Source organism: uncultured Flavobacterium sp. (assembly GCF_963975515.1).
Taxonomy (GTDB): Bacteria; Bacteroidota; Bacteroidia; order Flavobacteriales; family Flavobacteriaceae; genus Flavobacterium.
In genome coordinates this window covers 20949-44868 of the sequence record NZ_CAXBGY010000008.1, presented here as the reverse complement: position 1 = coordinate 44868, position 23920 = coordinate 20949, and the positions used below count along the sequence as shown (strand labels likewise).

At 29.5% G+C, this 23920-nt stretch carries 26 protein-coding genes; 21 read left to right on the top strand and 5 right to left on the bottom strand.

Annotated features, from left to right (window positions below; translation table 11 throughout):
- The first annotated feature begins 64 nt into the window (after positions 1-64).
- Both AAC008_RS09975 and AAC008_RS09970 read left to right on the top strand, forming a co-directional pair.
- Positions 65-268: a hypothetical protein gene (locus AAC008_RS09975; protein ID WP_339889147.1), complete on the top strand. Its 204-nt coding sequence runs from the start codon at positions 65-67 to the stop codon at positions 266-268.
- Complete coding sequence (locus tag AAC008_RS09970; protein WP_339889146.1) at positions 265-573, top strand: hypothetical protein; 309 nt, start codon at positions 265-267, stop codon at positions 571-573. Before AAC008_RS09975 ends, AAC008_RS09970 begins: the two co-directional genes overlap by 4 nt.
- Before the next feature lie 32 nt (positions 574-605).
- Here AAC008_RS09970 and AAC008_RS09965 read toward each other — a convergent pair whose 3' ends face one another.
- Positions 606-2456, bottom strand: a complete 1851-nt coding sequence (locus AAC008_RS09965; protein ID WP_339889145.1) for a CocE/NonD family hydrolase — start codon at positions 2454-2456, stop codon at positions 606-608.
- A gap of 124 nt (positions 2457-2580) precedes the next feature.
- Between AAC008_RS09965 and AAC008_RS09960 the strand changes: the two genes are divergently transcribed.
- The 13 genes from AAC008_RS09960 to AAC008_RS09900 all read left to right on the top strand — a co-directional run bounded on the left by AAC008_RS09960 (position 2581) and on the right by AAC008_RS09900 (position 12082).
- Positions 2581-3717 (top strand): glycosyltransferase family 2 protein, encoded by a 1137-nt coding sequence (locus tag AAC008_RS09960; protein ID WP_339889144.1) that lies wholly within the window; start codon positions 2581-2583, stop codon positions 3715-3717.
- A gap of 106 nt (positions 3718-3823) precedes the next feature.
- Complete coding sequence (locus AAC008_RS09955; protein ID WP_339889143.1) at positions 3824-5164, top strand: dihydrolipoamide acetyltransferase family protein; 1341 nt, start codon at positions 3824-3826, stop codon at positions 5162-5164.
- A gap of 105 nt (positions 5165-5269) precedes the next feature.
- Positions 5270-6475 carry a hypothetical protein gene (locus AAC008_RS09950; protein WP_339889142.1) on the top strand — a complete coding sequence of 402 codons (1206 nt, stop codon included), beginning with the start codon at positions 5270-5272 and terminating at the stop codon, positions 6473-6475.
- An 88-nt stretch (positions 6476-6563) separates the two neighbouring features.
- Positions 6564-6986, top strand: a complete 423-nt coding sequence (locus AAC008_RS09945) for a thioredoxin family protein (protein ID WP_339889141.1) — start codon at positions 6564-6566, stop codon at positions 6984-6986.
- 76 nt (positions 6987-7062) lie between these two features.
- Positions 7063-7833, top strand: a complete 771-nt coding sequence (locus AAC008_RS09940) for a 3'-5' exonuclease (protein WP_339889140.1) — start codon at positions 7063-7065, stop codon at positions 7831-7833.
- Between the two features lie 65 nt (positions 7834-7898).
- Positions 7899-8510 carry a fumarylacetoacetate hydrolase family protein gene (locus AAC008_RS09935; RefSeq protein ID WP_339889139.1) on the top strand — a complete coding sequence of 204 codons (612 nt, stop codon included), beginning with the start codon at positions 7899-7901 and terminating at the stop codon, positions 8508-8510.
- The gene (locus tag AAC008_RS09930; RefSeq protein ID WP_339889138.1) at positions 8510-8857 is read left to right on the top strand and encodes an Hpt domain-containing protein; all 348 of its coding nucleotides are present in this window, start codon (positions 8510-8512) and stop codon (positions 8855-8857) included. The genes AAC008_RS09935 and AAC008_RS09930 overlap by 1 nt, the downstream gene beginning before the upstream one ends.
- Before the next feature lie 2 nt (positions 8858-8859).
- A complete protein-coding gene (locus tag AAC008_RS09925; RefSeq protein WP_339889136.1) occupies positions 8860-10098 on the top strand; it encodes a CinA family nicotinamide mononucleotide deamidase-related protein in 1239 nt (412 codons plus the stop codon).
- 85 nt (positions 10099-10183) lie between these two features.
- Entirely contained in the window at positions 10184-10420 is a 237-nt protein-coding gene (gene rpmB / locus AAC008_RS09920) for a 50S ribosomal protein L28 (protein WP_339889135.1), read from the top strand.
- Positions 10421-10450: 30 nt separating this feature from the next.
- Complete coding sequence (rpmG, locus tag AAC008_RS09915) at positions 10451-10633, top strand: 50S ribosomal protein L33 (protein WP_338410612.1); 183 nt, start codon at positions 10451-10453, stop codon at positions 10631-10633.
- A gap of 42 nt (positions 10634-10675) precedes the next feature.
- Complete coding sequence (locus tag AAC008_RS09910; protein WP_339889133.1) at positions 10676-10828, top strand: DUF4295 domain-containing protein; 153 nt, start codon at positions 10676-10678, stop codon at positions 10826-10828.
- Between the two features lie 89 nt (positions 10829-10917).
- The gene (gene ftsY, locus AAC008_RS09905) at positions 10918-11898 is read left to right on the top strand and encodes a signal recognition particle-docking protein FtsY (RefSeq protein ID WP_339889132.1); all 981 of its coding nucleotides are present in this window, start codon (positions 10918-10920) and stop codon (positions 11896-11898) included.
- Between the two features lie 4 nt (positions 11899-11902).
- A complete protein-coding gene (locus AAC008_RS09900; RefSeq protein WP_339889130.1) occupies positions 11903-12082 on the top strand; it encodes a hypothetical protein in 180 nt (59 codons plus the stop codon).
- Here AAC008_RS09900 and AAC008_RS09895 read toward each other — a convergent pair whose 3' ends face one another.
- Entirely contained in the window at positions 12083-13138 is a 1056-nt protein-coding gene (locus AAC008_RS09895; protein WP_339889128.1) for a serine hydrolase, read from the bottom strand.
- A 101-nt stretch (positions 13139-13239) separates the two neighbouring features.
- Between AAC008_RS09895 and AAC008_RS09890 the strand changes: the two genes are divergently transcribed.
- Positions 13240-13656, top strand: coding sequence for a lipocalin family protein (locus tag AAC008_RS09890; protein WP_339889127.1), 417 nt, complete (start codon positions 13240-13242; stop codon positions 13654-13656).
- Between the two features lie 39 nt (positions 13657-13695).
- Positions 13696-13992: a DUF721 domain-containing protein gene (locus AAC008_RS09885; protein ID WP_339889125.1), complete on the top strand. Its 297-nt coding sequence runs from the start codon at positions 13696-13698 to the stop codon at positions 13990-13992.
- A 117-nt stretch (positions 13993-14109) separates the two neighbouring features.
- Here the strand turns inward: AAC008_RS09885 and AAC008_RS09880 are convergent, their stop codons facing one another.
- Positions 14110-14529, bottom strand: a complete 420-nt coding sequence (locus AAC008_RS09880; protein WP_339834404.1) for a nucleoside-diphosphate kinase — start codon at positions 14527-14529, stop codon at positions 14110-14112.
- Between the two features lie 341 nt (positions 14530-14870).
- Between AAC008_RS09880 and AAC008_RS09875 the strand changes: the two genes are divergently transcribed.
- Positions 14871-15440 (top strand): DUF4494 domain-containing protein, encoded by a 570-nt coding sequence (locus tag AAC008_RS09875; RefSeq protein WP_339889123.1) that lies wholly within the window; start codon positions 14871-14873, stop codon positions 15438-15440.
- 65 nt (positions 15441-15505) lie between these two features.
- Here the strand turns inward: AAC008_RS09875 and bshC are convergent, their stop codons facing one another.
- A complete protein-coding gene (gene bshC, locus AAC008_RS09870; protein WP_339889121.1) occupies positions 15506-17095 on the bottom strand; it encodes a bacillithiol biosynthesis cysteine-adding enzyme BshC in 1590 nt (529 codons plus the stop codon).
- A 452-nt stretch (positions 17096-17547) separates the two neighbouring features.
- Between bshC and AAC008_RS09865 the strand changes: the two genes are divergently transcribed.
- The 3 genes from AAC008_RS09865 to AAC008_RS09855 are packed head-to-tail and all read left to right on the top strand — an operon-like array spanning position 17548 to position 20163.
- On the top strand, positions 17548-18939 hold the full coding sequence (locus AAC008_RS09865; protein WP_339889120.1) for an RtcB family protein: 1392 nt from the start codon (positions 17548-17550) through the stop codon (positions 18937-18939).
- 2 nt (positions 18940-18941) lie between these two features.
- Positions 18942-19634, top strand: coding sequence for a peptide chain release factor H (gene prfH, locus AAC008_RS09860; protein ID WP_339889118.1), 693 nt, complete (start codon positions 18942-18944; stop codon positions 19632-19634).
- Entirely contained in the window at positions 19618-20163 is a 546-nt protein-coding gene (locus AAC008_RS09855; protein ID WP_339889117.1) for a hypothetical protein, read from the top strand. The genes prfH and AAC008_RS09855 overlap by 17 nt, the downstream gene beginning before the upstream one ends.
- Before the next feature lie 12 nt (positions 20164-20175).
- On the opposite strand, the gene AAC008_RS09850 is transcribed toward AAC008_RS09855, so the two are convergent.
- Positions 20176-23805: a T9SS type B sorting domain-containing protein gene (locus AAC008_RS09850; protein ID WP_339889116.1), complete on the bottom strand. Its 3630-nt coding sequence runs from the start codon at positions 23803-23805 to the stop codon at positions 20176-20178.
- Positions 23806-23920 lie beyond the last annotated feature (115 nt).

The window sequence follows — 23920 nt, the reverse complement described above, 5'->3', positions numbered from 1 at the left end:
TGTTTTAGGTTTAAATAATTGGAAGTGAAGATTTTTTGTATATTTGATTATTAATTTAGTTCTAATGAGCAAAAAGGAAAATAAAAAAGTAGAAGAGCCTATTGAAATTTATGAAGTATCTCATAAAAGTGAGTCTGCTTTAGAAGATTTGAATCCAGTTTTAGTTCAGTTGATTGAAAAATCAATTAAAGATATCGAAAAGGGACATGGTATTTCTCATGAAGAAATGAAAAGTAAAATAAAAATAAAATATCCTTTTTTGAAGTGATTTACAGTTTAATTTGGGCACCAAGTTCTGATGTTTCTTATTTTGAAGAAATTGATTTTATTTTTAGAAAGTGGAATAATAATGAAGTTCAGAAATTCCAAGATTTAGTGTTTGAAAACTTAGAGCGATTATCATTAAATCCAAATATTGGAACTTATCATGAATTATTAAAATCTTATTCTTTTGTGATTTCTAAGCAAACAACTTTATATTACATTGTTGATTCTGAAAATTATATAATTTATTTAGTTCTGTTTTGGAATAATTCAAAAAACCCAAACGATTTATTAAAATTACTTAAATAAAAAAAGCTGCCTTTTCAGACAGCTTTCAAATTTTATTTTAAAACTTCAACTTCTATATAACTATCGTTAAAAATTTTGATAAATGATTTCGTGTAATCTTCTTTTTTAGCTAAATATTGATTTTCTAAAAATTTCTGTGGATTTACAGCAATCATAGGGTACCAAGTACTTTGAACTTGAATCTGGATTTTGTGCCCTTTTTTAAACGTATGTAAAACATCTTGTAATCTAAAATTTATTTCAGTAGTTTGGTTTGGAGTTAATGCTTCTGGCTTTTCAAAACTAGTTCTGAAACGTGCTGGCATAACTTCACTACGAACCATTTGATGATAATTAGCATAAAGAACTTCTGGTTTATCTGCATTTTGAGGTTCATCAGCAGGATAAATATCAATTAATTTCACAATAAAATCAGCATCAGACGAAGAAGAAGCAATTTTTAATTTTGCCATAATTTCTCCAGCCAATGTAATGTCTTCCGTTAAATATTCCGTTGTGAATGTAACAACATCTGGTCTGTTTAAAGCAAAACGTTGGTCTTCACTCATGTAATTTCTAGGTGTAAACCCGTTATATTCTCCATAATTAATACTACTTGGAACAGGATTGTTTGGATCACTATAATATTCTGAAAAAGAATTATTCTGTGATTTCTCTTTTTCTAATTTTCCATCTGAATTTAAATAGAAATTCAATTTAGTACTTTCTTTTGGAGGCCAATTGGTAAATTCATTCCATACTTTTTTTCCTGTATCAAACATATAAGCTTCAGGAAGTGCAACTGCATTTTTTGAATTACTCTTTAAATAATGAGTGAAGAACTTAAACTCAATATTTTTTTGATAAAAAGTGGCAATACTATCACCAAAATAGATATCATTATGAAAATGCTTACCCGTTTCTCTTCCCCAAGCACCATGAGAAAAAGGTCCCATTACAATTGTGTTTTTTGCTTTTGGACTTGTTTTTTCTATCGTTTTATAAATATTTAATGGTCCGGCTAAATCTTCAGCATCAAACCAACCTCCTACAGTCATTACAGCATGATTTATATTTTTTAAATGAGGTAATAAATTTCTAGACTGCCAAAATGCATCATAACTTGGATGTTCTATAATTTCTTGCATGAAAAAATTATCTTTATAATATTTGTCTGTTGCTTCTTTTACAGTTCCAAGTTCATTAAAAAATATAGAACCGTCTTTTGATGTAGGTCTAATAAATTGATCCATATACCAGCCATCTTTCTCTGCTTTAGTTTTTTGAACGCCAAAAACAGGAAAAGTTCTAAAATATCCCATTACAAAAGCACCATTATGATGAAAATCATCAAAAAAGAAATCAGAAATTGGAGCTTGTGGTGATGAAGCAACTATTGCAGGATGATTTGCAATTGTTCCAACAGCTGTATAAAATCCAGGGTAAGATGTTCCGTATTGCCCAACTTTTCCATTATTGTTTTTGATGTTTTTTACTAACCAATCAACAGTATCATAAGTATCTGTACTTTCATCAACATCTTTCTTGGTTTTGTGCTCTACTTGAGGAGTCATATTGGTAAAAAGACCTTCACTCATATATCTTCCACGAACATCTTGATAGATAAAAATGTATTTATCATCTTCTAAAAACGAACTAGGGCCAAGTGATCTCTTAAAGTTTTCTTCTCCATAAGGAGCAATACTATAACAAGTTCTTTGCATTAGCATTGGATATTTTTTATCCTTAGAAATATCTTTTGGAGTATAAATAGCGGTGAATAATTTTACACCATCACGCATCGTTATATATACTTCTTTTTTGTCATAATTTGATTTAATATCTTCTTGCGAAAACATTTGAAATGACAATAAAATCATTAATAATTTGATTAGGTTTTTCATTTTAAAAAGTTATTGGTTTAATTATAAGTTATATAGAATATAATAAAACTCGAAGATATTAAGATTTTCTCAATTAAATAAATTGTTTCTATAAATAGTTTTAAAGTTTAATTATATTCGCACTATGCAATTATCGGTAATTATTCTTAATTATAACGTTCGCTTTTTTTTAGAGCAATGTGTTTTTAGTGTTCAAAAAGCATTAGAAAGAATTGATGGAGAAATTATTGTCATAGATAATAATTCTTCGGATGACAGTTGTGCAATGATGAAAGAAAAATTTCCAAATATTAAACTAATAGAAAACAATGAGAATTCTGGTTTTCCCAAAGGAAATAATATTGGAGTTGCAGAAGCAAAAGGTGACTATTTATGTATATTAAATCCTGATACTGTTGTTGCAGAAGATACGTTTATTAAAATTCTGAATTCTGAATTCTGTAATCTGAATTTTGGAATAATAGGATGTAAGTTAATTGACGGAACAGGAAATTTTCTTCCAGAAGCAAAAAGAGGTGTTCCAACTCCTTGGGTTGCTTTTACTAAAATTTTTGGATTGTATAAAATCTTTCCAAAGTCAACTTTTTTTAATAAATATTACGCCCAACACATAACTGAAAATCAATCAGGAAAAGTCGATATTTTGGTTGGAGCATTTATGATGATGAAACGTGATTTATATACTAAAATTGGTGGTTTTGATGAAAACTGTTTCATGTATTCAGATGATATTGATTTGAGTTATATGGTTTTGAAATCCGGAAAAGAAAACTATTATTTCAATGAAACTTCCGTGATACATTATAAAGGAGAAAGTACGGTTCGAGATGGTTTATACATGAAACGCTTTCGAGATGCAATGCAATTTTTCTATAAAAAGCATTTTAAGAAATCGGTAATTTTTGATTTAATGATGCAATTTGGTGCTTTTGCATTTAGTGTGATTAAGAAAAATCAACAAAAAAACGAAAAGGTTGAAATTGATGAATACATAGTTTTTTCAAAAAATAATTTGTCCTTAAATTTGAATAAAAAAACCACTTATTTGACTGACTTTAATGAATTTAAAAATGATTTAACTAAGAATTTTGAATTAATTTTTGATGCGAATTCGTTTAGTTTTAAAGAAATTATAGCTTTTATGGAAATGAGTAAGTTCAATAATATTACATATAAAAACTATATCAAATCATCTAATTATTGTATTGGAAGTAATAATTCAAATGATAGAGGTGAAGTTATGCAAGAAATAATAAATTAGTGAATCAATAAAAAAGAGTAATATATTTTTTGAATTCGAGTTAAATAGTCAAAACTTTTATTAATTTTGCAATCGAATCAAAAGAATCAAACGATATAGTAACAATATGGCAAAATTTGAATTAAAACTTCCTAAAATGGGAGAAAGTGTTGCAGAAGCTACCATTACAAATTGGTTAAAAAATGTTGGCGAATCTATTGAAGTGGATGAAGCTGTACTTGAAATCGCTACCGATAAAGTAGATAGTGAAGTGCCAAGTGAGGTTTCTGGTGTTTTGGTAGAAATCCTTTTCAATGTTGATGATGTAGTTCAAGTTGGACAAACTATTGCTATCATTGAAACTGAAGGAGGAAGTGTTGCTGAACCAATTTTAGCACCAATTCAATCAAACGAACCAGTTGCTGCACAACAAATAGAAGAACAAATTTCGACTGTTAAAACAGATTTAAATTTTGTACCAGATTTTTCTGAATCAGATAAATTCTTTTCACCATTAGTAAAAAATATAGCTGCAGCAGAAGGAATTTCAGTCGCAGAATTAAATAATATTAACGGAACAGGTAAAGAAGGGCGAATCACTAAAAATGATATTCTTGACTTTGTTGCAAATAGAGGAAAAGTTCAACCAACAGCAAGCGTTCAACAACCTGTAGTTGCTAATGTTCAACCTGTTTCACAAGCTCAACAACCTGTTGCAAAAGTTGAAACAACTAAAAATGCTCCAACTTCAGTTAATGCAGGAGATGAGATCATTGAAATGGACAGAATGCGTAAGTTAATTTCTGGTTATATGGTAGCATCAGTGCAAACTTCTGCTCACGTACAATCCTTTATTGAAGTTGATGTTACGAATTTAGTTAAATGGAGAGATAAAATAAAAGGTGCTTTTGAAAAAAGAGAAGGTGAAAAACTAACTTTTACACCTATTATGATGGAAGCTGTTGCTAAAGCAATTAAAGATTTTCCAGGAATGAATATTTCAGTTGAAGGAGATTACATTATCAAACGTAAAAATATAAACCTTGGAATGGCTGCTGCTTTACCAAACGGAAATTTAATTGTTCCAGTAATTAAAAACGCTGATCAATTAAACTTAGTTGGAATGGCAAAAGCGGTTAACGATTTAGGTGGTCGTGCAAAAGCAGGAAAATTAAAACCAGACGATACTCAAGGAGGAACATATACTGTAACAAACGTTGGAACATTTGGTTCAGTGTTTGGAACTCCAATTATTAATCAACCACAAGTTGGAATCTTAGCTTTAGGTGCAATTAGAAAAGTACCTGCAGTTATTGAAACTCCAGAGGGTGATTTTATTGGAATTCGTCAAAAAATGTTTTTATCACACAGTTATGACCATAGAGTAGTAGATGGAGCATTAGGTGGAAGTTTTGTAAAACGAGTAGCCGAATATCTTGAAGCTTGGGATATTAATAGAGAAATATAATTCAAATCAAAAACTAATAAGAAACCTGAAATATTTTTTCAGGTTTTTTTATGAAATAAATATTTATATTTGGCAAAATTTTATCTTAACACTAATATTATTATAATGAAAAATATAAAAAAACTTTTAATTTTATTTTCAATAATTGTTTTACAATCTTGTAGTAGTAATGATGATCCAACTCCAGATACACCGGTTGATCCTTTTGTAAATTTAGTAATTACCACAAAAACAGCAACTTTTAATTCAACCAACAATGTTTTATTAACTGGTGGAACTTTGTCTGCAACTTTAGTTAATAGTAATTCTAACTATAATGTAGGTGTTTGTTATAGTGAAAATCCTAACCCTACAATAAACGGAAATTCATATACTGTAAATAGTAGTGGTTTAAATGGAAATACATTTGAAAGTACAATTTATGGTATTACTATAGGTCAAACATACTATTTGAAAGCTTTTGTACAAAATTTTTCAACTGGTGAGGTAAAATATGGTAATGAAATTACATACACTCAAAACTTGGATTTAACTACTTCAATTGTTAAAAATATTTCTGTCACCGGATTTAGTGTTGATGTTTTAGTAGGTAATAGTATAGCAACTAATTCCGAAAGAGGAGTTTGCTATAGTACTAGTCAGAATCCAACTGTTACAAACCAAAAATATGAAGATGCAACAAGTGGTTCAGGCAGTTTTACACTTAACATAGATGGCGGTACATTATCTCCTTTTTACTATGTTAGCCCAAACACTACCTACTATTTAAGAAGTTATGTGCAATATAATGGACAATACTACTACGGAAATCAAGTATCATTCAAAACTTGTGGATATATTGGAGGTTCTGGTGGATATGTTTTTTATGATAAAGGAGAGATTACAAATGGTTGGAGGTATTTAGAAGCCGCTCCTTCAAAATTAACAACTACTTCTTTTAATATATTTAGATGGGTAAGTACAAGCTGTACTGCAAATACTTTTTTGAACGGAATTCAAAATACAATTGGAACTGGACTAGAAAATTCAACAATAATAAAAAACTTTTGTAATTATAATAGTGTCGGAGCAACAATGTGTATAAATACTAGTTTAAATGGTCAAACTAACTGGTTTCTGCCCTCTATTGATGAGCTTAAAGAATTATATAAATTAAAATTTCCGAACTTAGTAACTTTTAATAATGATGACTTATTAAGTTCATCTCAATCTTCAAACTCATTATGTTTTGTTTTAAATAGAAATACCGGAGTTCAATATACTGCCGATAAAACAGTTTCTTATCAAACTTGGCAAGTAAGAAGATTCTAACATTTTAATTGCTTTAAAAAATGAAACCGTTTTGACGAAAATCTTAACGGTTTTTTTTTGTAAATTACGTTCTCAAAAAAAATATAGCATGAAGAAAATCTTAATTCTATTCATAACGTTACTTTTTTTTTCATTTACTTCAACAGAAACAAGACCTTATAAAAAAGGAATTGATTTTTTTAAAGGAAACTATATGGAAGCATTGGATAAAGCAAGAAAAGAAAACAAACCTGTTTTTTTAGATGTGTATGCCAGTTGGTGTGGTCCTTGTAAGAAATTGAAAAAAACCACTTTTAAAGATGAAGCAGTTGGAGAATATTTCAATAAAAACTTCATTTGTATTGCTATTGATGGTGATACCGAAGAAGGTGTAGCAATTATAAATAAATATAATGTGAGAAGTTATCCAACTTTAATAATCGCTGATTATGAAGGGAATATGCGAACCAAAACTACTGGTTTTGTAAAGCCACATATTCTAATAAATTTCGGAAAAAGAATTGTTCCTTGATATTAACCTAAAATTATCATTTAAATTTTAGTGAAACCGTTTTCAAAAAATTATATTTGTCCTATAAAATTATATAATGGAATTAAAATTAACAAGACCAATTTGCTTTTTCGACCTTGAAACAACAGGGATCGACGTTGCAAAAGACAGAATTGTAGAAATATCAGTATTTAAAGTTTTTCCTAACGGAAATAAAGAAAGTAAAACGTGGTTGGTAAATCCAACTATTCCAATTCCAGCTCAAACAACAGCTGTGCATGGAATTACAGATGAGAAAGTAGCCAATGAGCCACCTTTTTCTGAATTAGCTGCTCAAGTTTATAATATGATTAAAGATTCAGATTTAGCTGGGTTTAACTCAGATAGATTTGATATTCCGTTGTTAGCTGAAGAAATGCTTCGTGCTGGAGTTGATTTTGATATGAAAAATAGAGTTTCGGTTGATATTCAGACCATTTTCCATAAAAAAGAAGAAAGAACATTAAGTGCTGGTTATAAGTTTTACTGTGGTGAAAGTTTAGAAAATGCCCATTCTGCGGAAGCTGATACTATGGCAACTTATGAAATTCTTAAAGCACAATTAGACAGATATCCAGATTTAGAAAACGATATGAAGACTTTGTCTGAGTTTACGACAAGAAAACGTTCAGTAGACTTTGCTGGATTCATCGCTTTAAATAAAGATGATCAAGAAGTTTTCTCTTTCGGAAAGCATAAAGGAGTTTTAGTTGATGATGTTTTAGAAAAAGAACCAGGTTATTTCAGTTGGTTGCAAAACGCAGATTTTCCTCTGTATACCAAAAAAGTACTGACAGCCATTAAACTAAGAAAGTTAAATACTAAATAGTGGTAATGGGTAAAAGGTAATTGGTAATAGCCTATAACCCATAACCCATAACCTATTACCTAAAAATGAAAATAATCTGTATTGGTCGAAATTACGCTGACCATATTTCTGAACTCAATAACGAAAAGCCAACTGAACCTGTTATCTTTTTGAAACCCGACACAGCTCCAATTCTTAAAAAATTTCCATTTGTGATTCCTGCTTTTAGTAAAGATGTGCATCATGAAGTAGAAATTTTAGTTAAGATTTGTAAGGTTGGAAAATATATTAGTCCAAAATTTGCACATACTTATTATGAAGAAATTGGATTAGGAATCGATTTTACAGCAAGAGATGTTCAGGCTGAGTTAAAAGCTAAAGGATTACCTTGGGAAAAAGCAAAAGCATTTGATGGCTCAGCTATGATTGGAGAATTTTTACCTAAAGAAGAGTTTAAATCATTAGAAAATATTAACTTTGAACTACATTCAAACGGAAATGTTGTGCAGCAAGGAAATACAAGCTTAATGCTTTGGAAAATTGATGAATTAATTTCTTATGTTTCGCAATATTTTACCTTAAAAAAAGGTGATATTATTTTCACTGGAACACCAAAAGGAGTAGCTCAAGTAAAAAACGGAGATGAACTAATAGGTTTTATCGAAGGAAAACAACTATTTAAAATTCAAGTTAAATAATGGCAATACATTACAATTTAGCTAAGGTATATGATATATCTTCAAATGATGTTGAATTTGTTCATCAAATACTAACTCTTTTTTTGGAAGAAGTACCATTTGAATTAAAGCAAATGAAGGAAGGTATTAAAGCAAAAGATTTTCAAAAAACCTACGCTGCAGCTCATAAAATAAAACCTACACTTGATTTGTTAGGAGTAGATTTAGCTTACGAAGAAGTCAATCAAATAATGGCTTGGACTAAAAAAGAAGGTAAGAAAAAAGAAGTAAAAGAAGTTTTTAAATTACTTAAAGAGCAAGTTGACTTAGCTTCAAAAGAAATTAGAAAAAATCATAATATAAAATAGGTATGCAAGCAACAATTGTTACTATTGGTGATGAAATCCTAATAGGTCAAATTGTAGATTCTAATTCGTCATATATAGCAAAAGCTTTAGATAAAATCGGAATTGCAACACATGAAATGCTTTCAATATCAGATGATAAAGCACATATAATTTCAACATTTCAAAAACTTCAAAATAATGTAAATGTTGTAATTATCACAGGTGGATTAGGTCCAACAAAAGATGACATTACCAAAAAAACTTTTTGTGATTACTTTAATGACGAACTTGTTGAAGATGCTAATGTTTTAAAACACGTAACTGACATTATTGAAGGTTTTTATAAAAGACCAATTACACAATTAAATAAAGATCAAGCACTTGTTCCTTCAAAAGCTAAGATTTTATTCAATAAGATGGGAACTGCTCCAGGAATGTGGATGGAATATGAAAACACCATTTTTGTTTCTTTACCGGGAGTTCCTTATGAAATGAAATACTTGATTGATAATGAAGTAATTCCAAATTTGATGCAAAAGTTTGAAAGACCTTTTATTGTACATCAAACCATTATGACATACGGAAGAGGTGAGAGTATGGTGGCTGAACAAATTGAAGGTTGGGAAAATAACTTACCTCCATATGTTAAATTAGCTTATTTGCCTAGTCCAGGAAGAGTTCGTTTGCGATTAACAGCTCGAGGAAAAGATGAATTAATTCTAAAAGAAGCTATCAAAAATCAAGTTGAAACTTTAATTCCTTTAATTGGTGATATAATTGTAGGTTTTGAAGAAGATGATTCAATAGAAGTCGTTTTAGGAAGAAAATTAAAAGAAAAAGGACTTACAATTGCAACGGCCGAAAGTTGTACAGGTGGAAAAATAGGCCAAATGTTGGCTAAGATTGGTGGTGCTTCTGCTTATTACAAAGGTAGTTTAGTAACATATGCAACACAATCAAAAATAGATGTTCTAAGAGTTTCAAAAGATACTATTGAAAAGCACTCGGTTGTAAGTGAAGAAGTTGCATTAGAAATGGTGAAAAATGTGAAGCAAATTATGCAATCCGATTATGCAATTGCTACTACAGGAAATGCTGGACCATCTAAAGGAGATTCTGATGCTGACTTAGGAGTTGTGTTTATAGCAATTGCTACACCTAATAGTGTTTTTGTGGAACGATATGAGTTTGGACAACCAAGAGAAAAAGTAATCGATAGGGCTGTAAATAAAGCCTTTGAAATGGTATATAAAGAAATTTAAAAAAAAGAATAAACTTTGCTTGTATATTAATATAAATTTTGTTTCTTTGCACCCTTATTTAGAATAACGATAAAAGATTTCAATAATGTCAAGAGTTTGTGAACTTACAGGAAAAAGAGCGATGACCGGAAACAATGTTTCTCACGCTATGAATAAGACAAAGAGAAAATTCTCTGTGAACTTATTTAAAAAACGTTTTTATGTTGCAGAAGAAGATAAGTGGGTTACTTTAAAAGTATCTGCTGCTGCTTTAAAAACAATAAATAAAATTGGTATTTCAGCTGCTATGAAAAAAGCAAAAGCTAACGGACTGAAATTTTAATCCGAAAACCTCTAAAAAAAATATAAAAAGATGGCAAAGAAAGGTAATAGAATACAAGTTATTTTAGAGTGTACGGAACATAAAGCTTCAGGTGTAGCTGGGACTTCTCGTTATATCACTACTAAAAACAAGAAAAACACTCCAGACAGATTGGAAATTAAAAAATTCAACGCTGTTTTAAAAAGAGTAACAGTTCACAAAGAAATTAAATAATAAGAAATTTTACTTTTGTAAAAATTCATAAAATATTCAATTATGGCAAAGAAAACCGTAGCAACATTACAAACAGCTTCAAAAAGATTAACCAAAGCAATTAAAATGGTTAAGTCTCCAAAGTCAGGTGCTTATACTTTTGTTGAGTCAGTTATGACTCCAGAACTTGTTGATGAGTTCTTAAAAAAGAAATAAGTCAATAAAATTATATATAGAAAAGCTGCTTTCGTTTGAAAGTAGCTTTTTTATTTTTACATTTGTTTGAAATTTAATAATCTTACCAAATGAGTTTTTTTAAAAAGATATTCTCTTCAGATAAAAAAGACCAAAACTTAAGTGAAGAGGCAAAACAAACTTTAGATAAAGGTTTAGAGAAATCTAAAACTACATTTTTTTCAAAATTATCAAAAGCTGTTGCCGGAAAATCTAAAGTTGATGATGAGGTTTTAGATAATTTAGAAGAAATCTTAGTTTCTTCTGATGTTGGTGTAAATACAACATTGAAAATTATTCAACGTATTGAAAAACGTGTTGCTAATGATAAATATTTAGGAACAGATGAATTAAACCAAATTCTTCGAGAAGAAATAGCTGGTTTATTATCAGAATCAAATCAAGAAAATACTTCTAATTTTGAAATTTCAGCAACTAGCAAACCTTATGTAATTATGGTTGTTGGAGTAAATGGTGTTGGAAAAACAACAACTATTGGAAAATTAGCTTCTCAATATAAAAAAGCAGGTTATACTGTTGTTCTTGGAGCAGCAGATACTTTTAGAGCAGCAGCTATAGATCAATTGCAAATTTGGGCTGATAGAGTTGGAGTTCCAATTGTAAAACAACAAATGGGAAGTGATCCTGCTTCTGTAGCATTTGATACTTTAGAATCTGCAGTAAAACAAAATGCTGATATCGTAATTATTGATACAGCTGGTCGTTTGCACAATAAAGTTAATTTAATGAATGAATTAACCAAAGTAAAACGAGTAATGCAAAAAGTGGTTGCAGATGCACCACACGACGTAATGTTAGTTTTAGATGGTTCAACAGGTCAAAACGCTTTTGAGCAAGCCAAACAATTCACAGCAGCTACAGAAGTAACAAGTTTAGCCGTTACTAAATTAGATGGAACAGCAAAAGGTGGAGTTGTAATTGGAATTTCTGACCAATTTAAAATTCCAGTAAGATATATTGGTGTAGGTGAAGGTATAGATGACCTTCAAGTATTTAATAAAATAGAATTTGTAGACTCTTTTTTCAAATAAAATTATGGATAAATCACTTTTAAAAAATCCGTTGGCATTATTAGTTATTGCAATTGTATTGGCTTTAATTCCTTTATTATTCGATAATGATAATATATTAGTTATGCTTCGCTTATTATCGTTTGGAATCATTTTTTATGCTTTTCATTTATTTTTTAAACAAAAAACAGTTTCTAAAAAATAATTAATTTATCAATAGATTAATTTTTTCCCATAAAATATTATCAAAATCAGAAAGAGCAAAATTTGTTCCATCTGCTGAATTTCCCATTCTAATAATGACTAATTTTTTACTTGGAACAACATATATTTTTTGATCGTCTTTTCCTAAAGCTGCATACATATCATTCGGTGCATTTGGTATAAGTGAGCCATTAAATTGAATTTGACTTTGTGGTAAATGAAAACTCGATTTTCCATTCAGCCACCATAAATAACCATAAGCTTGATTGATATTTTGAGAAGTAGTTGTAGCTGAGTTCAAATAATTTTCATTAACTATTTGAGTTGAATTCCATTTTCCTTTGGCATAAATCATTAACCCAAATCTTGCCATACTTCTTGTTGTACTACCATAGACACTTAAATCACTAATTTGTGTCCAAGTACCAGTCATTCCAATTGGGTTTTTTAATTTTGTATTGAAATAATTATCCCAAGTTTGTCCACTTGCTTGTGCAACAACATCTTGCATTTTTACATATACATTATGATAAGCCCAACGTGAACCTGCATCAGCAGCATATTGAAGATTTGCTGGAGAAACATCATCACCCAAAGTATCATCTAATCCTGAATTCATTGATAATAAATTTTTACAAGTAATTAAATTCTCTTTTGCCAAAGTAGCACTTGTCCAACCAGTTCCTAAATAATCGGAAACTTTATTATTAATATTTAGTAAACCTTCTTGTTCTGCAATTCCAGAAACAGCAGTTGTTAAAGTTTTACCAGCACTTGCCCAATACCATGGAGAAGTTGCCGTGTGAGTTCCAAAATAGTGTTCCACAACAATTTTTCCATCATAAAGTATAATGAAACTTTTTGTGTTTTTTAATTCAAGGTAATCTAATAAAGGTTGTAATTTATCTTGGTTCCAACCTAAATCATCAATCGATTTTGTTTCCCAAACATTAGAACCGTTTGGAGGAAAATAAATACTTTCTTCGCTTGGAGAATCATCTTTAGAACAAGAAATGAATACAATAAATAGAAAACTAAAAAGAAGTATTTTTTTCATAATGAATTAATTAGAGAAGAACCATATTAAATTAGACAATAAATGTATAAAATAGTTTAATCCAAAATGAATTATTTGTAATTTAGTGCAATATTTACAATATGAAAATAAAGTTATTAATTGCAATCGCATTCACTTTTTTGGTTTCTTGCAAGCAAGCTGTAAATGAAACTGATATTCAAAACCTTAATGGTTATTGGGAAATAGAAAAAGTAGTTCTTCCTGATGGTGAAGACAAAGATTATAAAGCAAGTGAAACCTTTGACTTTTTTGAAGTTAAAGACAAAGCTGGTACTAGAAAAAAAGGAATGCAACAATTTGATGGAACATTTTTAACAAATGATGTTTCTGAATCATTTACTATTGAATTCTATGATGGAAAATGTTTTATAAATTATAAAACTGATTTTGCTAAATGGAAAGAAGAAATTCTTTTATTAAATAAAGAAAAACTAGTAGTTAAAAATAAAAACGATTTAGAATATCATTATAAAAGACCCGTTTTGTTCGAAAAATAATAATTTCAAAAGATAAACTTAAAACCTATAACTCAAAAAATGGCCAAACGTTTTAATGAAGAAAGTTCAATGGAGGACATTTTAAAAAAATTCATCCAAGTCAATAAATTAGACTCTGGAATGGATAAAATAGATGTGGAACAAGCTTGGAAAAATTTAATGGGAAACGGTGTAAACAATTATACTGAAGAGGTTCTTTTGAAAAGAGAAACACTATATGTAAAATTATCCTCTGCCGTTTTACGAAACGAATTAAGTTACGGAAAAGATAAAATCATTAAAATGATAAATGAAGAATTAGGGAAAGAAGTGGTAAAATCACTTGTGTTAAGATAGTAAAGTAGACTTTAGATTTTTAGATATCGGATTTTCAGACATAAAAAAAACTCTCGTTTCAATTAAGAAACGAGAGTTTTATATTATATTTCTATCTGAAAATCTAATATCCGAAATCTAGAACATTTCTCTTCCAGAAAAATGAAAAGCACCTTCAATAGCAGCATTTTCATCAGAATCTGAACCATGAACTGCATTTTCACCCATTGAAGTAGCGTATTTATTACGAATAGTTCCTTCAGCAGCATCAGCAGGATTTGTAGCACCAATTAAAGTTCTAAAATCTGCAACAGCATTTTCTTTTTCTAAGATAGCAGCCACAATTGGACCTCTTGTCATAAACTCAACTAATTCACCATAAAATGGTCTTTCAGCGTGAACAGCATAAAATTCTTTAGCGTCAGCTATAGTTAATTGTGTTAATTTCATTGCTACAATTCTGAAACCACCTTCAGTAATCATATTTAAAATTCCACCGATGTGTCCGTTTTCAACACCATCTGGCTTAATCATTGTAAATGTTCTATTAGTTGCCATAGCTTTTTTATTTTTTTTTTAATTCGAGTGCAAAAGTAAGCATTTAATCTGAATTCACTTCAGATTCTTTTCAACTTTACTAAAAACTTACTTTAAAAATAATTTGAAGCGAATGGCTTGGGCTTTTTTAGCAATGTATTTCCTGTTATCCATTCCAATCTCTTCGAGGATTTCCATTACTATCAGGGCTAGAAGAGAAATTTTTGTTATTTACTTAGTTAGTTGCCCATTTTTCTATTAAAATTGAGTAGTAACAAAATTGTGAATATCTATTTGTTAAAAAATAGTAGTTCTTTTTTCTTTAAAATTATCTTTGACATTCTTAAAAAAAAAATAAAGATATGAGTGCAACTTGGTATGAGTGTAAAGTAAAGTACAGAAAAATTGATGAGAATGGCGTACAAAAAATCGCAACCGAACCTTATTTAGTTGATGCTATGTCATATACAGAAGCAGAAAGAAGAATTAATGAAGAAATGTCGGCTTATGTAAGTGAAGAATTTAAGATTACAAATATTAAAGTTGCTAATTATGCTGAAATTCACCCTTTTGAAAAAGCGGATAGATGGTTTAGGTCTAAAGTTTCATTAATAGCTTATGACGAAGAAAGCGGAAAAGAACGTAAATCAAATATGTATTTGCTAATACAAGCAAATGATGTTAAAGAAGCGTATGATAATACCATTAATGCGATGAAAAATACGATGGGTGATTACACTGTTCCGGCTATTTCAGAATCAGCAATAATGGATGTATTTCCCTATTTTAGTGGAGAAGAAGGAGATTTAGAAAAGCTAGAAAAATTCAATTTAGTGAAAGATTCTAAAATTGAAGTTGATATAATGGAAGACCCTTTGGATATTGAAGAAGTTGATTCAGAAGTTATCTTAGAAGAAATAACTGAAGAATAAAAAATATAAAAAACCTCATTTAACTTAAATAAATGAGGTTTTTTTTTATTAAATAGGTCTTGCAATTATAATACTACAATTGTAAACTCTTTTTCTAAAGGCTTCAATTCTAAAAACAACTTATCAATTAAAGTTGGTCCAAATTCTAAATAATATTCTGAGAAATTGGCTTTTCGTTCTTGTAAACTTTGTTTAGGAAATAATTCGTTTTGTAAAGAAGTTATGCGTTCTAACTTTTCAGATAAAACTCTTTTTTCAGCTTTTAGCAAACGTTTTTCTAAGTTTTCTAATCCTTTTATTTGTTTTACTTCTTGTGCTTTTACAGCTCCAATAAATGATTTATCTGTTTTAGCAGCAATTTCGTATAAATCTACAAATTGCTTTTTTAAATGTTCTTTTTGCGTTGTGAAATCAATATCAAAATTAGATAAAGCTTTTGTTTTATGACTAATCAAATCTTCTTGTTTACTAAATAAATCTGCCCAAGTTAAATCTAACTTATATGCTTTTTCAACTTGTTTGTTTGTCGCAATTAAAACTGAATTACGTAATAAAAGCATTGGAAAAGTCACGTTATTAACTTCAAAATTTGATTTCAATTCTAACCAATATGCCAATTCTCCACCACCACCAATATAACATAAATTAGGTAAAATGACTTCTTGATATAAAGGACGTAAAATTACATTTGGACTAAATTTTTCAGGATGATTTTCTAATTCAGCCAAAATTTCACTTTCCGAAAAAGTATAATTTGTATTTAAAACTTTATAAATATTGTCTTCAAAAACGATACGCTCACGTAAATTATCTTCAATATAAAATAAGTTAATTTCACGTGGATTTACTTGAATTTTGTATTCTGATAAAAGTTCGTTAGTTTTCAAAACCTCTTCACTAGAAGTTTGATTTACCAATTCTTCTTTCGCAAAAGGGACAAACAATTGTTTTAGATTTTTATCATCACCATCTAAAATTACCAAACCTTTTTCTTTAAAAATTTCATTAGCAATATAACGCGTTGCATCTGCTAAATTGATGTGTTCTAAATATCCTTTTCTAAATAAATCTTTTAAATAATCTGCATTTTCTCCAAGACCTAAATCTTGTGAAAATTGTTCAAAAACTTCTGCTAAACCTTCAGTTGAAAGTCTTCCAACAGGACCAAAACTTTCTTTTTGCCAAGAAACTTTATTTTCTTTAAACCAAAAATGATTAATTTCTTCAAAATCATGATCTTCCGTTGCCATCCAATAAATGGGTACGAAATTTTGATTTGGATATTCTTTTTTTAACTGTTCACAAAGGTTGATAGTAGAAATAATTTTATACAAAAAATACAACGGTCCAGTAAATAAATTCAATTGGTGACCTGTCGTTATTGTGAATGTGTTTTCTTCGTTTAAGAGTTTTATATTGTTTAAAGTTGTTTCAGAAGTCTCAAAGTTTTGGTATTGATTGTTTAAGGAATCAACTAGAGTTTTTCTGTTTTCAATGGAAAAGTTGTTTTGCTTTTCTTGAATTTGTTCAGAAAAATTTTCCAATTTTGGAAACCTATTGTACAATGCTTTTAAATTGGTTTTTTCGTCTAAATAATCGTTCATTAATTTAGAGAAATATCCTGATTCTTGATAGCTTATACAGTCAGATGGCATAGTTTTATTTTTTTGTAAAAATACAGAAATTATGTCACAATAAATAGGCTTTAACATTCACTTAATATTTAGCTTAAAATCAAACTTTTATTTTTTTTTGAAAATAAATTTGGAAATGTAAAATAAATAGCTATAAATTTGCATCATCAAAAAATAACCATTTAAAAACGAAGAAAATGACATTATTTCAATTTTATCCTAAAAGCATTTCATCAGTAGATTCTGGTGCAGCTTTTCTTCGTGGCTTATTTCATTCTTAGATAAATTCAATTAGATATATGAAAAAGCCCGAAGCAATTTAGATTCGGGCTTTTTTTTTATTCTAGACTCTACAAAACTATCCCGTTTAACTGAACTTTTACTTCATCCAAATTTGGAATGAAGCTGATTTACCTAATTCATTGTGATCTTTCACTTTGGAACAGGAACTTTTATAAATAAATTAAAATTTCATGGGAAATAAATTATCTGGGAAAGACCTAATTAAGTTAGGCTTCCCAAAAAACAATTCAATAAATATTGCTTTAGGGCAAATTAACAGATACAGAAAAAAAGAAAAAAAAGAATACATTTTAAATGAAGCTAAAGAAGTTTTGTTGCATCCAGAAAAATTTAAAATGCACGGAACTTGGGGTAAAGTAGCAGAAGGATTAGTAAATCCGGTTGAAGTTAAATTACAACAATTAAAAACTACAAGAGTACCATTTTCCATATTTGGAGAAAACGAAATAGACGAACAAGCTAAGTTTCAATTATATGATTCTTTAAAATTACCAATCGCAGTAAAAGGAGCTTTAATGCCTGATGCACATTCAGGTTACGGATTGCCAATTGGAGGAGTTTTAGCAACAGAAAACGCCGTTATTCCTTATGGTGTTGGTGTAGATATAGGTTGTAGAATGAGTTTATCAATTTTTGATTTACCTGCTTCTTTTTTAAAAGGAAAAGACCATCAACTTCAAGCTATATTGAAAGACAATACTAAGTTTGGAATGAAAGAAACACATCAAAACAAAGTAGATCATGAAGTGTTTTATCGTTCAGAATTTGATGATATTCCGTTATTGAAGCAATTAAAAGATAAGGCATACAAACAATTAGGTTCATCTGGTGGAGGAAACCATTTTGTTGAATTTGGAATCGTAAAATTAGAAAACCCTTTGCCAGAATGGAAGTTAGAACCTAAAGAATATTTAGCTGTTTTATCGCATAGTGGTTCAAGAGGTTTGGGAGCAAATATTGCAAAACATTACACGTATTTGGCCACAAAACAATGTCCATTACCAAAAAATGTACAACATTTGGCTTGGCTCGATTTGAATACGCATGACGGACAAGAATATTGGTTGTCTATGAATTTAGCTGGTGATTATGCGAAAGCTTGTCACGACGATATTCACAGAAGAATTGCTAAAGCGTTAGGAAAAAGAGTTGTTGTTACCATCGAAAATCATCATAATTTTGCTTGGAAAGAACAAGTTGATGGTAAAGAATGTATTGTTCACAGAAAAGGTGCAACTCCAGCTCAAAAAGGAGTTTTGGGAATTATTCCAGGTTCCATGACAGCTCCAGGTTTTATAGTGATGGGAAAAGGAAATGAAGAAAGTATCAATTCAGCCTCACACGGTGCTGGTCGATTATTTTCGAGAGCTAAATGCAAATCTTCATTTACGCAAAGTCAAATTAAAAAAGCTTTGGTTGATCATGATGTAACGTTAATTGGTGGTGGAATTGATGAAGCTCCAATGGCTTACAAAAATATCAATACGGTAATGGCTTTACAAACCGAATTGGTTGATGTTTTAGGAACTTTTACACCAAAAATAGTAAGAATGGATCGTTAGTTATGGAAAAAATTATACAAATAACCTCAGGAAGAGGGCCAGCAGAATGTTCTTGGGTTGTAGCTCAAGTGCTAAAAAAAGTGTTGCAAGAAGCAAGCGAAAATAATCTAATCGCAACAGTTTTGCAACACCAAGCTGGTCAGGAAAATGGAACTGTAGAAACTGTTCTATTAAAAGTCGAAGGCAAAATGGTAAATGAGTTTTTGACTTCATGGATTGGAACTATTCAATGGGTTGGAAAAAGTGCTTTTAGAAAATTTAACCAACGTAAAAATTGGTTTATCGGAGTTTTTGAAGTCGAACAATCTTCTGAAATTCAATTTCATGAAAAAGATATTCAATACCAAGCCATGCGAAGTTCTGGTGCTGGTGGGCAACATGTTAACAAAGTGAGTTCGGCAATTAGAGCCACACACATTCCCACAGGAATTGCAGTTGTTTCTATGGATTCACGTTCGCAACATCAAAATAAAAAATTGGCAACTGAACGATTGATGCAAAAATTAGCTCAAAATAATATTGAGCAATTAAAAAGTAAGTTTAAAAATACATGGATGAATCATACGCAAGTTGAAAGAGGAAACCCTATTAGAACCTTTGAAGGAACAGATTTTAAGAAAGAAAAAAAAGTAAACAAAAACAAGGTTGACAGAGGTCAATCGAAAAGAAAATTAAAAAATGAAGACTATAGATAAATATCTTTTTCAGGCTATGGACAATTACCCATATTCCTTAGAAGAAACAGTAGAATCCTTAGATTATGCTTTGTCTTATGACGATAAAAATACAATGGCCTTGTGTTTGTACGCAAGAATGCAAGCCGAACAGTTATTGAATTATGAAGAAGCTAAGAATTATTATCAACAAGCATTAGGTGTTAATATCCATGCTATTGAGATTTATCCTTATTATATTCAGACTTTATTATTAAATGAAGATTTTGAAGAGGCAGAAAAATTAATTGAATTTGCTTTAACCATAAAAGGAATAAACAAAGCTGGAATTTTAACTCAAAAAATACAATTGTTAGAATTAAAAAATGAATTAAAATTAGTAAAGAAACTTTTAAAGGAAGTTCGATTATTAGTCACTAATTCAGATTTTAATTACTTCTTAGATGAAACTAAAACTCGTGTAGATTTGAAATTAAAAATTTTGAAACCTAAAAGTGATAACTCAAAAAACAAAAAGAAAAAATCTAAGAAAAAGAAGAGCAACAATTAAGTTGCTCTTTTTTTATCGTTTCATTGTAAAATGCCCTCTAAATTCTTTTCCGTTTTGTCTAGTTACTAAAAACCAATAATCGGTTGAAGGTAAATCTTTTCCATTTAATTTTCCGTCCCAACTTTCAAAACTATTCATTGTTTTTAGAAGTTTTCCGTATCTATCAAAAATAGCTATTTTAAAATTAGGCTCTTTTTGTGAAAGCCTCACTTTCCAAAAATCATTAAAACCATCACCATTTGGAGTAAAAAATTTAGGATACATCAACAAGTAGAAATCATCATTAATAATTCCACAACCATTGACATCTTTAATAAACACTTCATATTCGCCACTTTCTAAACCTAAAAAAATGTTACTCGTTTGATAATTTATACCATCAAGCGAATAAACATAATTTCCAACACTTGAATTTGTTAATAAAACGGTCATTGTATTATTGTTGTCAGTCCAATCTTCTGTATTTATAGTTAAAATTTTTGCAGGATTTGAAAGAACAACACTAATGTTTTTTGTGGTTGAACATATAATTGATCCATGATTTTCTGTCACGGTTAAAGAATAATTTCCAGTTTGATTAACCACTATTGCTTGTGTTGTTGCACCAGTCGACCATAAGTAGCTATCAAAACTCTGACTTTCACTTAACAATACTGAATAATTCTCACATAAATAGAATTTTTCTGCTATTGTTGGAATTGGAGTAGGAATTAAAGTTAAGTCTAATTCACTAATATTTACGCATCCATTAATGTCTTTAACTGTGACATAAATAATTTTATTAATAGTATTTAAATTATAATTCGAAGGGGATTGAATTTTATCGCTATTAAGTTGATTTAGTGCTCCATTATATGTGTTATAATAATTAAAAGTGTGATTTACACTATTTGCCACAAAATATGAATTATAAAGAGTTAGGTTAACTGATTCATTGCCGTTATTTTGATTGTCACAAATTAATGTAGCATAATTAAATACGGATGGTAAGGGAAGAAAGTTTGAATATACCGTTGCAAATGAAGTTAAACTATAGCAGTTAGTACCTTTTTTCACTTTTAATTGATAAGTGATTCCTCCACCGATTAAATTGCTTAGAATGTTAGAGGTTGACCAGGTTAATCCGTTATCAAAACTATATTCGTCTCCAATTGTATTTATTACTATTGAAGCATATGTATTACAACCTGCATTATTAATAGTGAAATTTGGATTTGTGTTTTCTAAACTTGTTAAATATACATAGGTAGTTGGTGAAGTACATCCAAGAGAATTTTTGATTTTTAATAAATAACTACCTGAAGTTAAATTATCAAAAGTAGCTGAAGTTTGCCAAGTTGTTCCTCCATCAATACTATAAAAATCAGATTGAGATGTAAAAATTATACTTCCTAAGTTACTGCAATAAGGTGGACTAAACTGATATGTTGGATTACTTAAAAACTCCGCTTGAAAGACAACACTATTAAAGTTTGAAATGCATCCATTTGCATCTTTTGTTCTAATTTGATAGGTTCCAATAGGAAGATTTGTTGCAGTATTGTTTGTTGACCATGTTAAGCCATTATCAAAACTATATTCAGAAGCAGCAGTTGTAATAGTAATTGAGCCTAAACTATTGCAATTTGTAGGTTGTGTACTAGAATAAAATGGGTAATCACTTAAAAAAGGTAAAATATTTACAGTTGTGTTGTAAGAATAACAATTATTTATTGTTCTAATTTGAACTTGATAAGTTCCTGTGTTTAAATTTGAACTACTATTATTAGTAGACCAAGTAACACCTCCATCAAAACTATATTCTGCTGCTGGACTTGTAATTTCAATTGTACCTGTTCCAACAAAACAAGTTGGTTGGGTAATTTGTAATGTGGGTGAAACGGCAACTTGACTTGGTATAATTGTTACAGTACCAGTTGCAGCACATCCGTCCGTATCTATTACAGTAACACTATAGGTTCCAGTTGCTGATACTGAAATTGTTTGTGTAGTTTCTCCTGTTGACCAAATATAAGAAACCCCTGAATTTGCAGTCAAATTAGTACTTCCACTACAAACATTTAAAATGCCGGATATTGAAGCATTTGGATTTTTAACAACAACTTGAAAAGCTATAATTTTATAACAATTTGCGTCTTTTGTAATTCGAACATAGAAAGTTGATGTATAACTTTCAAAACTTGTAGATGTTGTAATTGGGTTTGTATTATTTGTAGCATCAGCTAATGTTGAAAAATAAGATAACGTTAAACCAGTTTGTGTTCCTATTATTTGATTTTTAACCAATGTTAAATTAAAAATTTCTTTTCCGTCAGAATTTGCGTCGCACATTTTTAAAGTACCAGTTTGTATTGGAAAATTGCAATCGGTTGTACAATTTAAAAATGATATATCCCAACCAATGTTTGCATCAGGATCCGTTGCAGAATTAAATGATGTACCAGAACAATTTGTTTGATTGATGTTGTAATTTATGGTAGCACTTACATTATAGTTTCCAGTTGTAATGTTTGGTAGATTTGCTGCCGTTAATTCAAAACAAAAAGTATTGTTTGTTAAGTTTAAATTGGTTGGAGTAGAACTTGTGTATACTACAGTATTGTTATTATTATATACGTTTAAAGTTATTCCATTAACATTAGCTGCAACACCACCAGAATTTGGAACTGTAAATGTTCCACAAACATTAATAGGTAACGTAGGGCAAATTTGAAACAATGGATTTAATTCAATACTTCCTTGCAAATTTTCATCAGAATGTGTTAAACACATGTCATCAACATAAGCATATCCAAAATGTCCTCCTAAGCCACAACGTGCAGCAGTCATTTCGATTGTAAATTCTTCATTATTTGGAATAGAAGATATATTTAAAGTTCCTGTTTGCCAATTGGGAGTAAACAAAACTATACTTCCTGCTTCAAAATTTGGAGCCTGAGTAAAAATACAGTTTGTAGGATCTCCAATCAAACAAAATTCATCTGCAATTGTTCCATTCGAACGGATAATTCTAACTTTAAAAAAAGGTTGTTCATTTTGATGGTCAGGACCTTCAATAGTTTGCAATACAACCTTGTAGTTTAATATAATTTGATTTTCATTATTTGTTTTAAATCTTTTAGCTTGTACAACCCCTGATGTGCTATAAGAATCCTTGAAATTTATTTTTAATGCGTATTGATCAAAAGCATTAATATTACCTATAAATTGGTCTATAAAATTTGAAGGTACAGTAGTTGACATCAAAGAAGTCTGAGACGGATTGTACTGTGAAATAGTATTGTTTGCAGTAACAATTGGTGTACTACATTGTGTTGGATTTAAAGGATTTTCTGTAGTGTAACTGAAATTTTTTAAGTAATTAGAACCAGATATAACTTCAAATTCTTCAAAATTGCTATTACTACATAAATGTACTGCATTAGCAAGTCTAAATTTTAATTTTGGAGCATTAATTTTTGCTTCTAATTCTTTTTTATCAAGAAAATTTTTACGCTGAATAGAATCTGTTAATATTTTTCCTGAATGATCTTCTAAAATTCTTTCATTTTGTGATGTTGCTTTTCCAGTTGTGTTTTTATTTGTTTGACTAAATGATAAACTAACAAATAAAAATGAAAAAATTAAGAAAATTCTACACATAGGTTTTTTTTTACAAAAATATAAAATTTAACTAAAAAATAACTATGGATGGAATGATTTTTACAAAAATTAGCAACACTATTTTTCATTAGAATTTAAGTATTTATTTTACGCC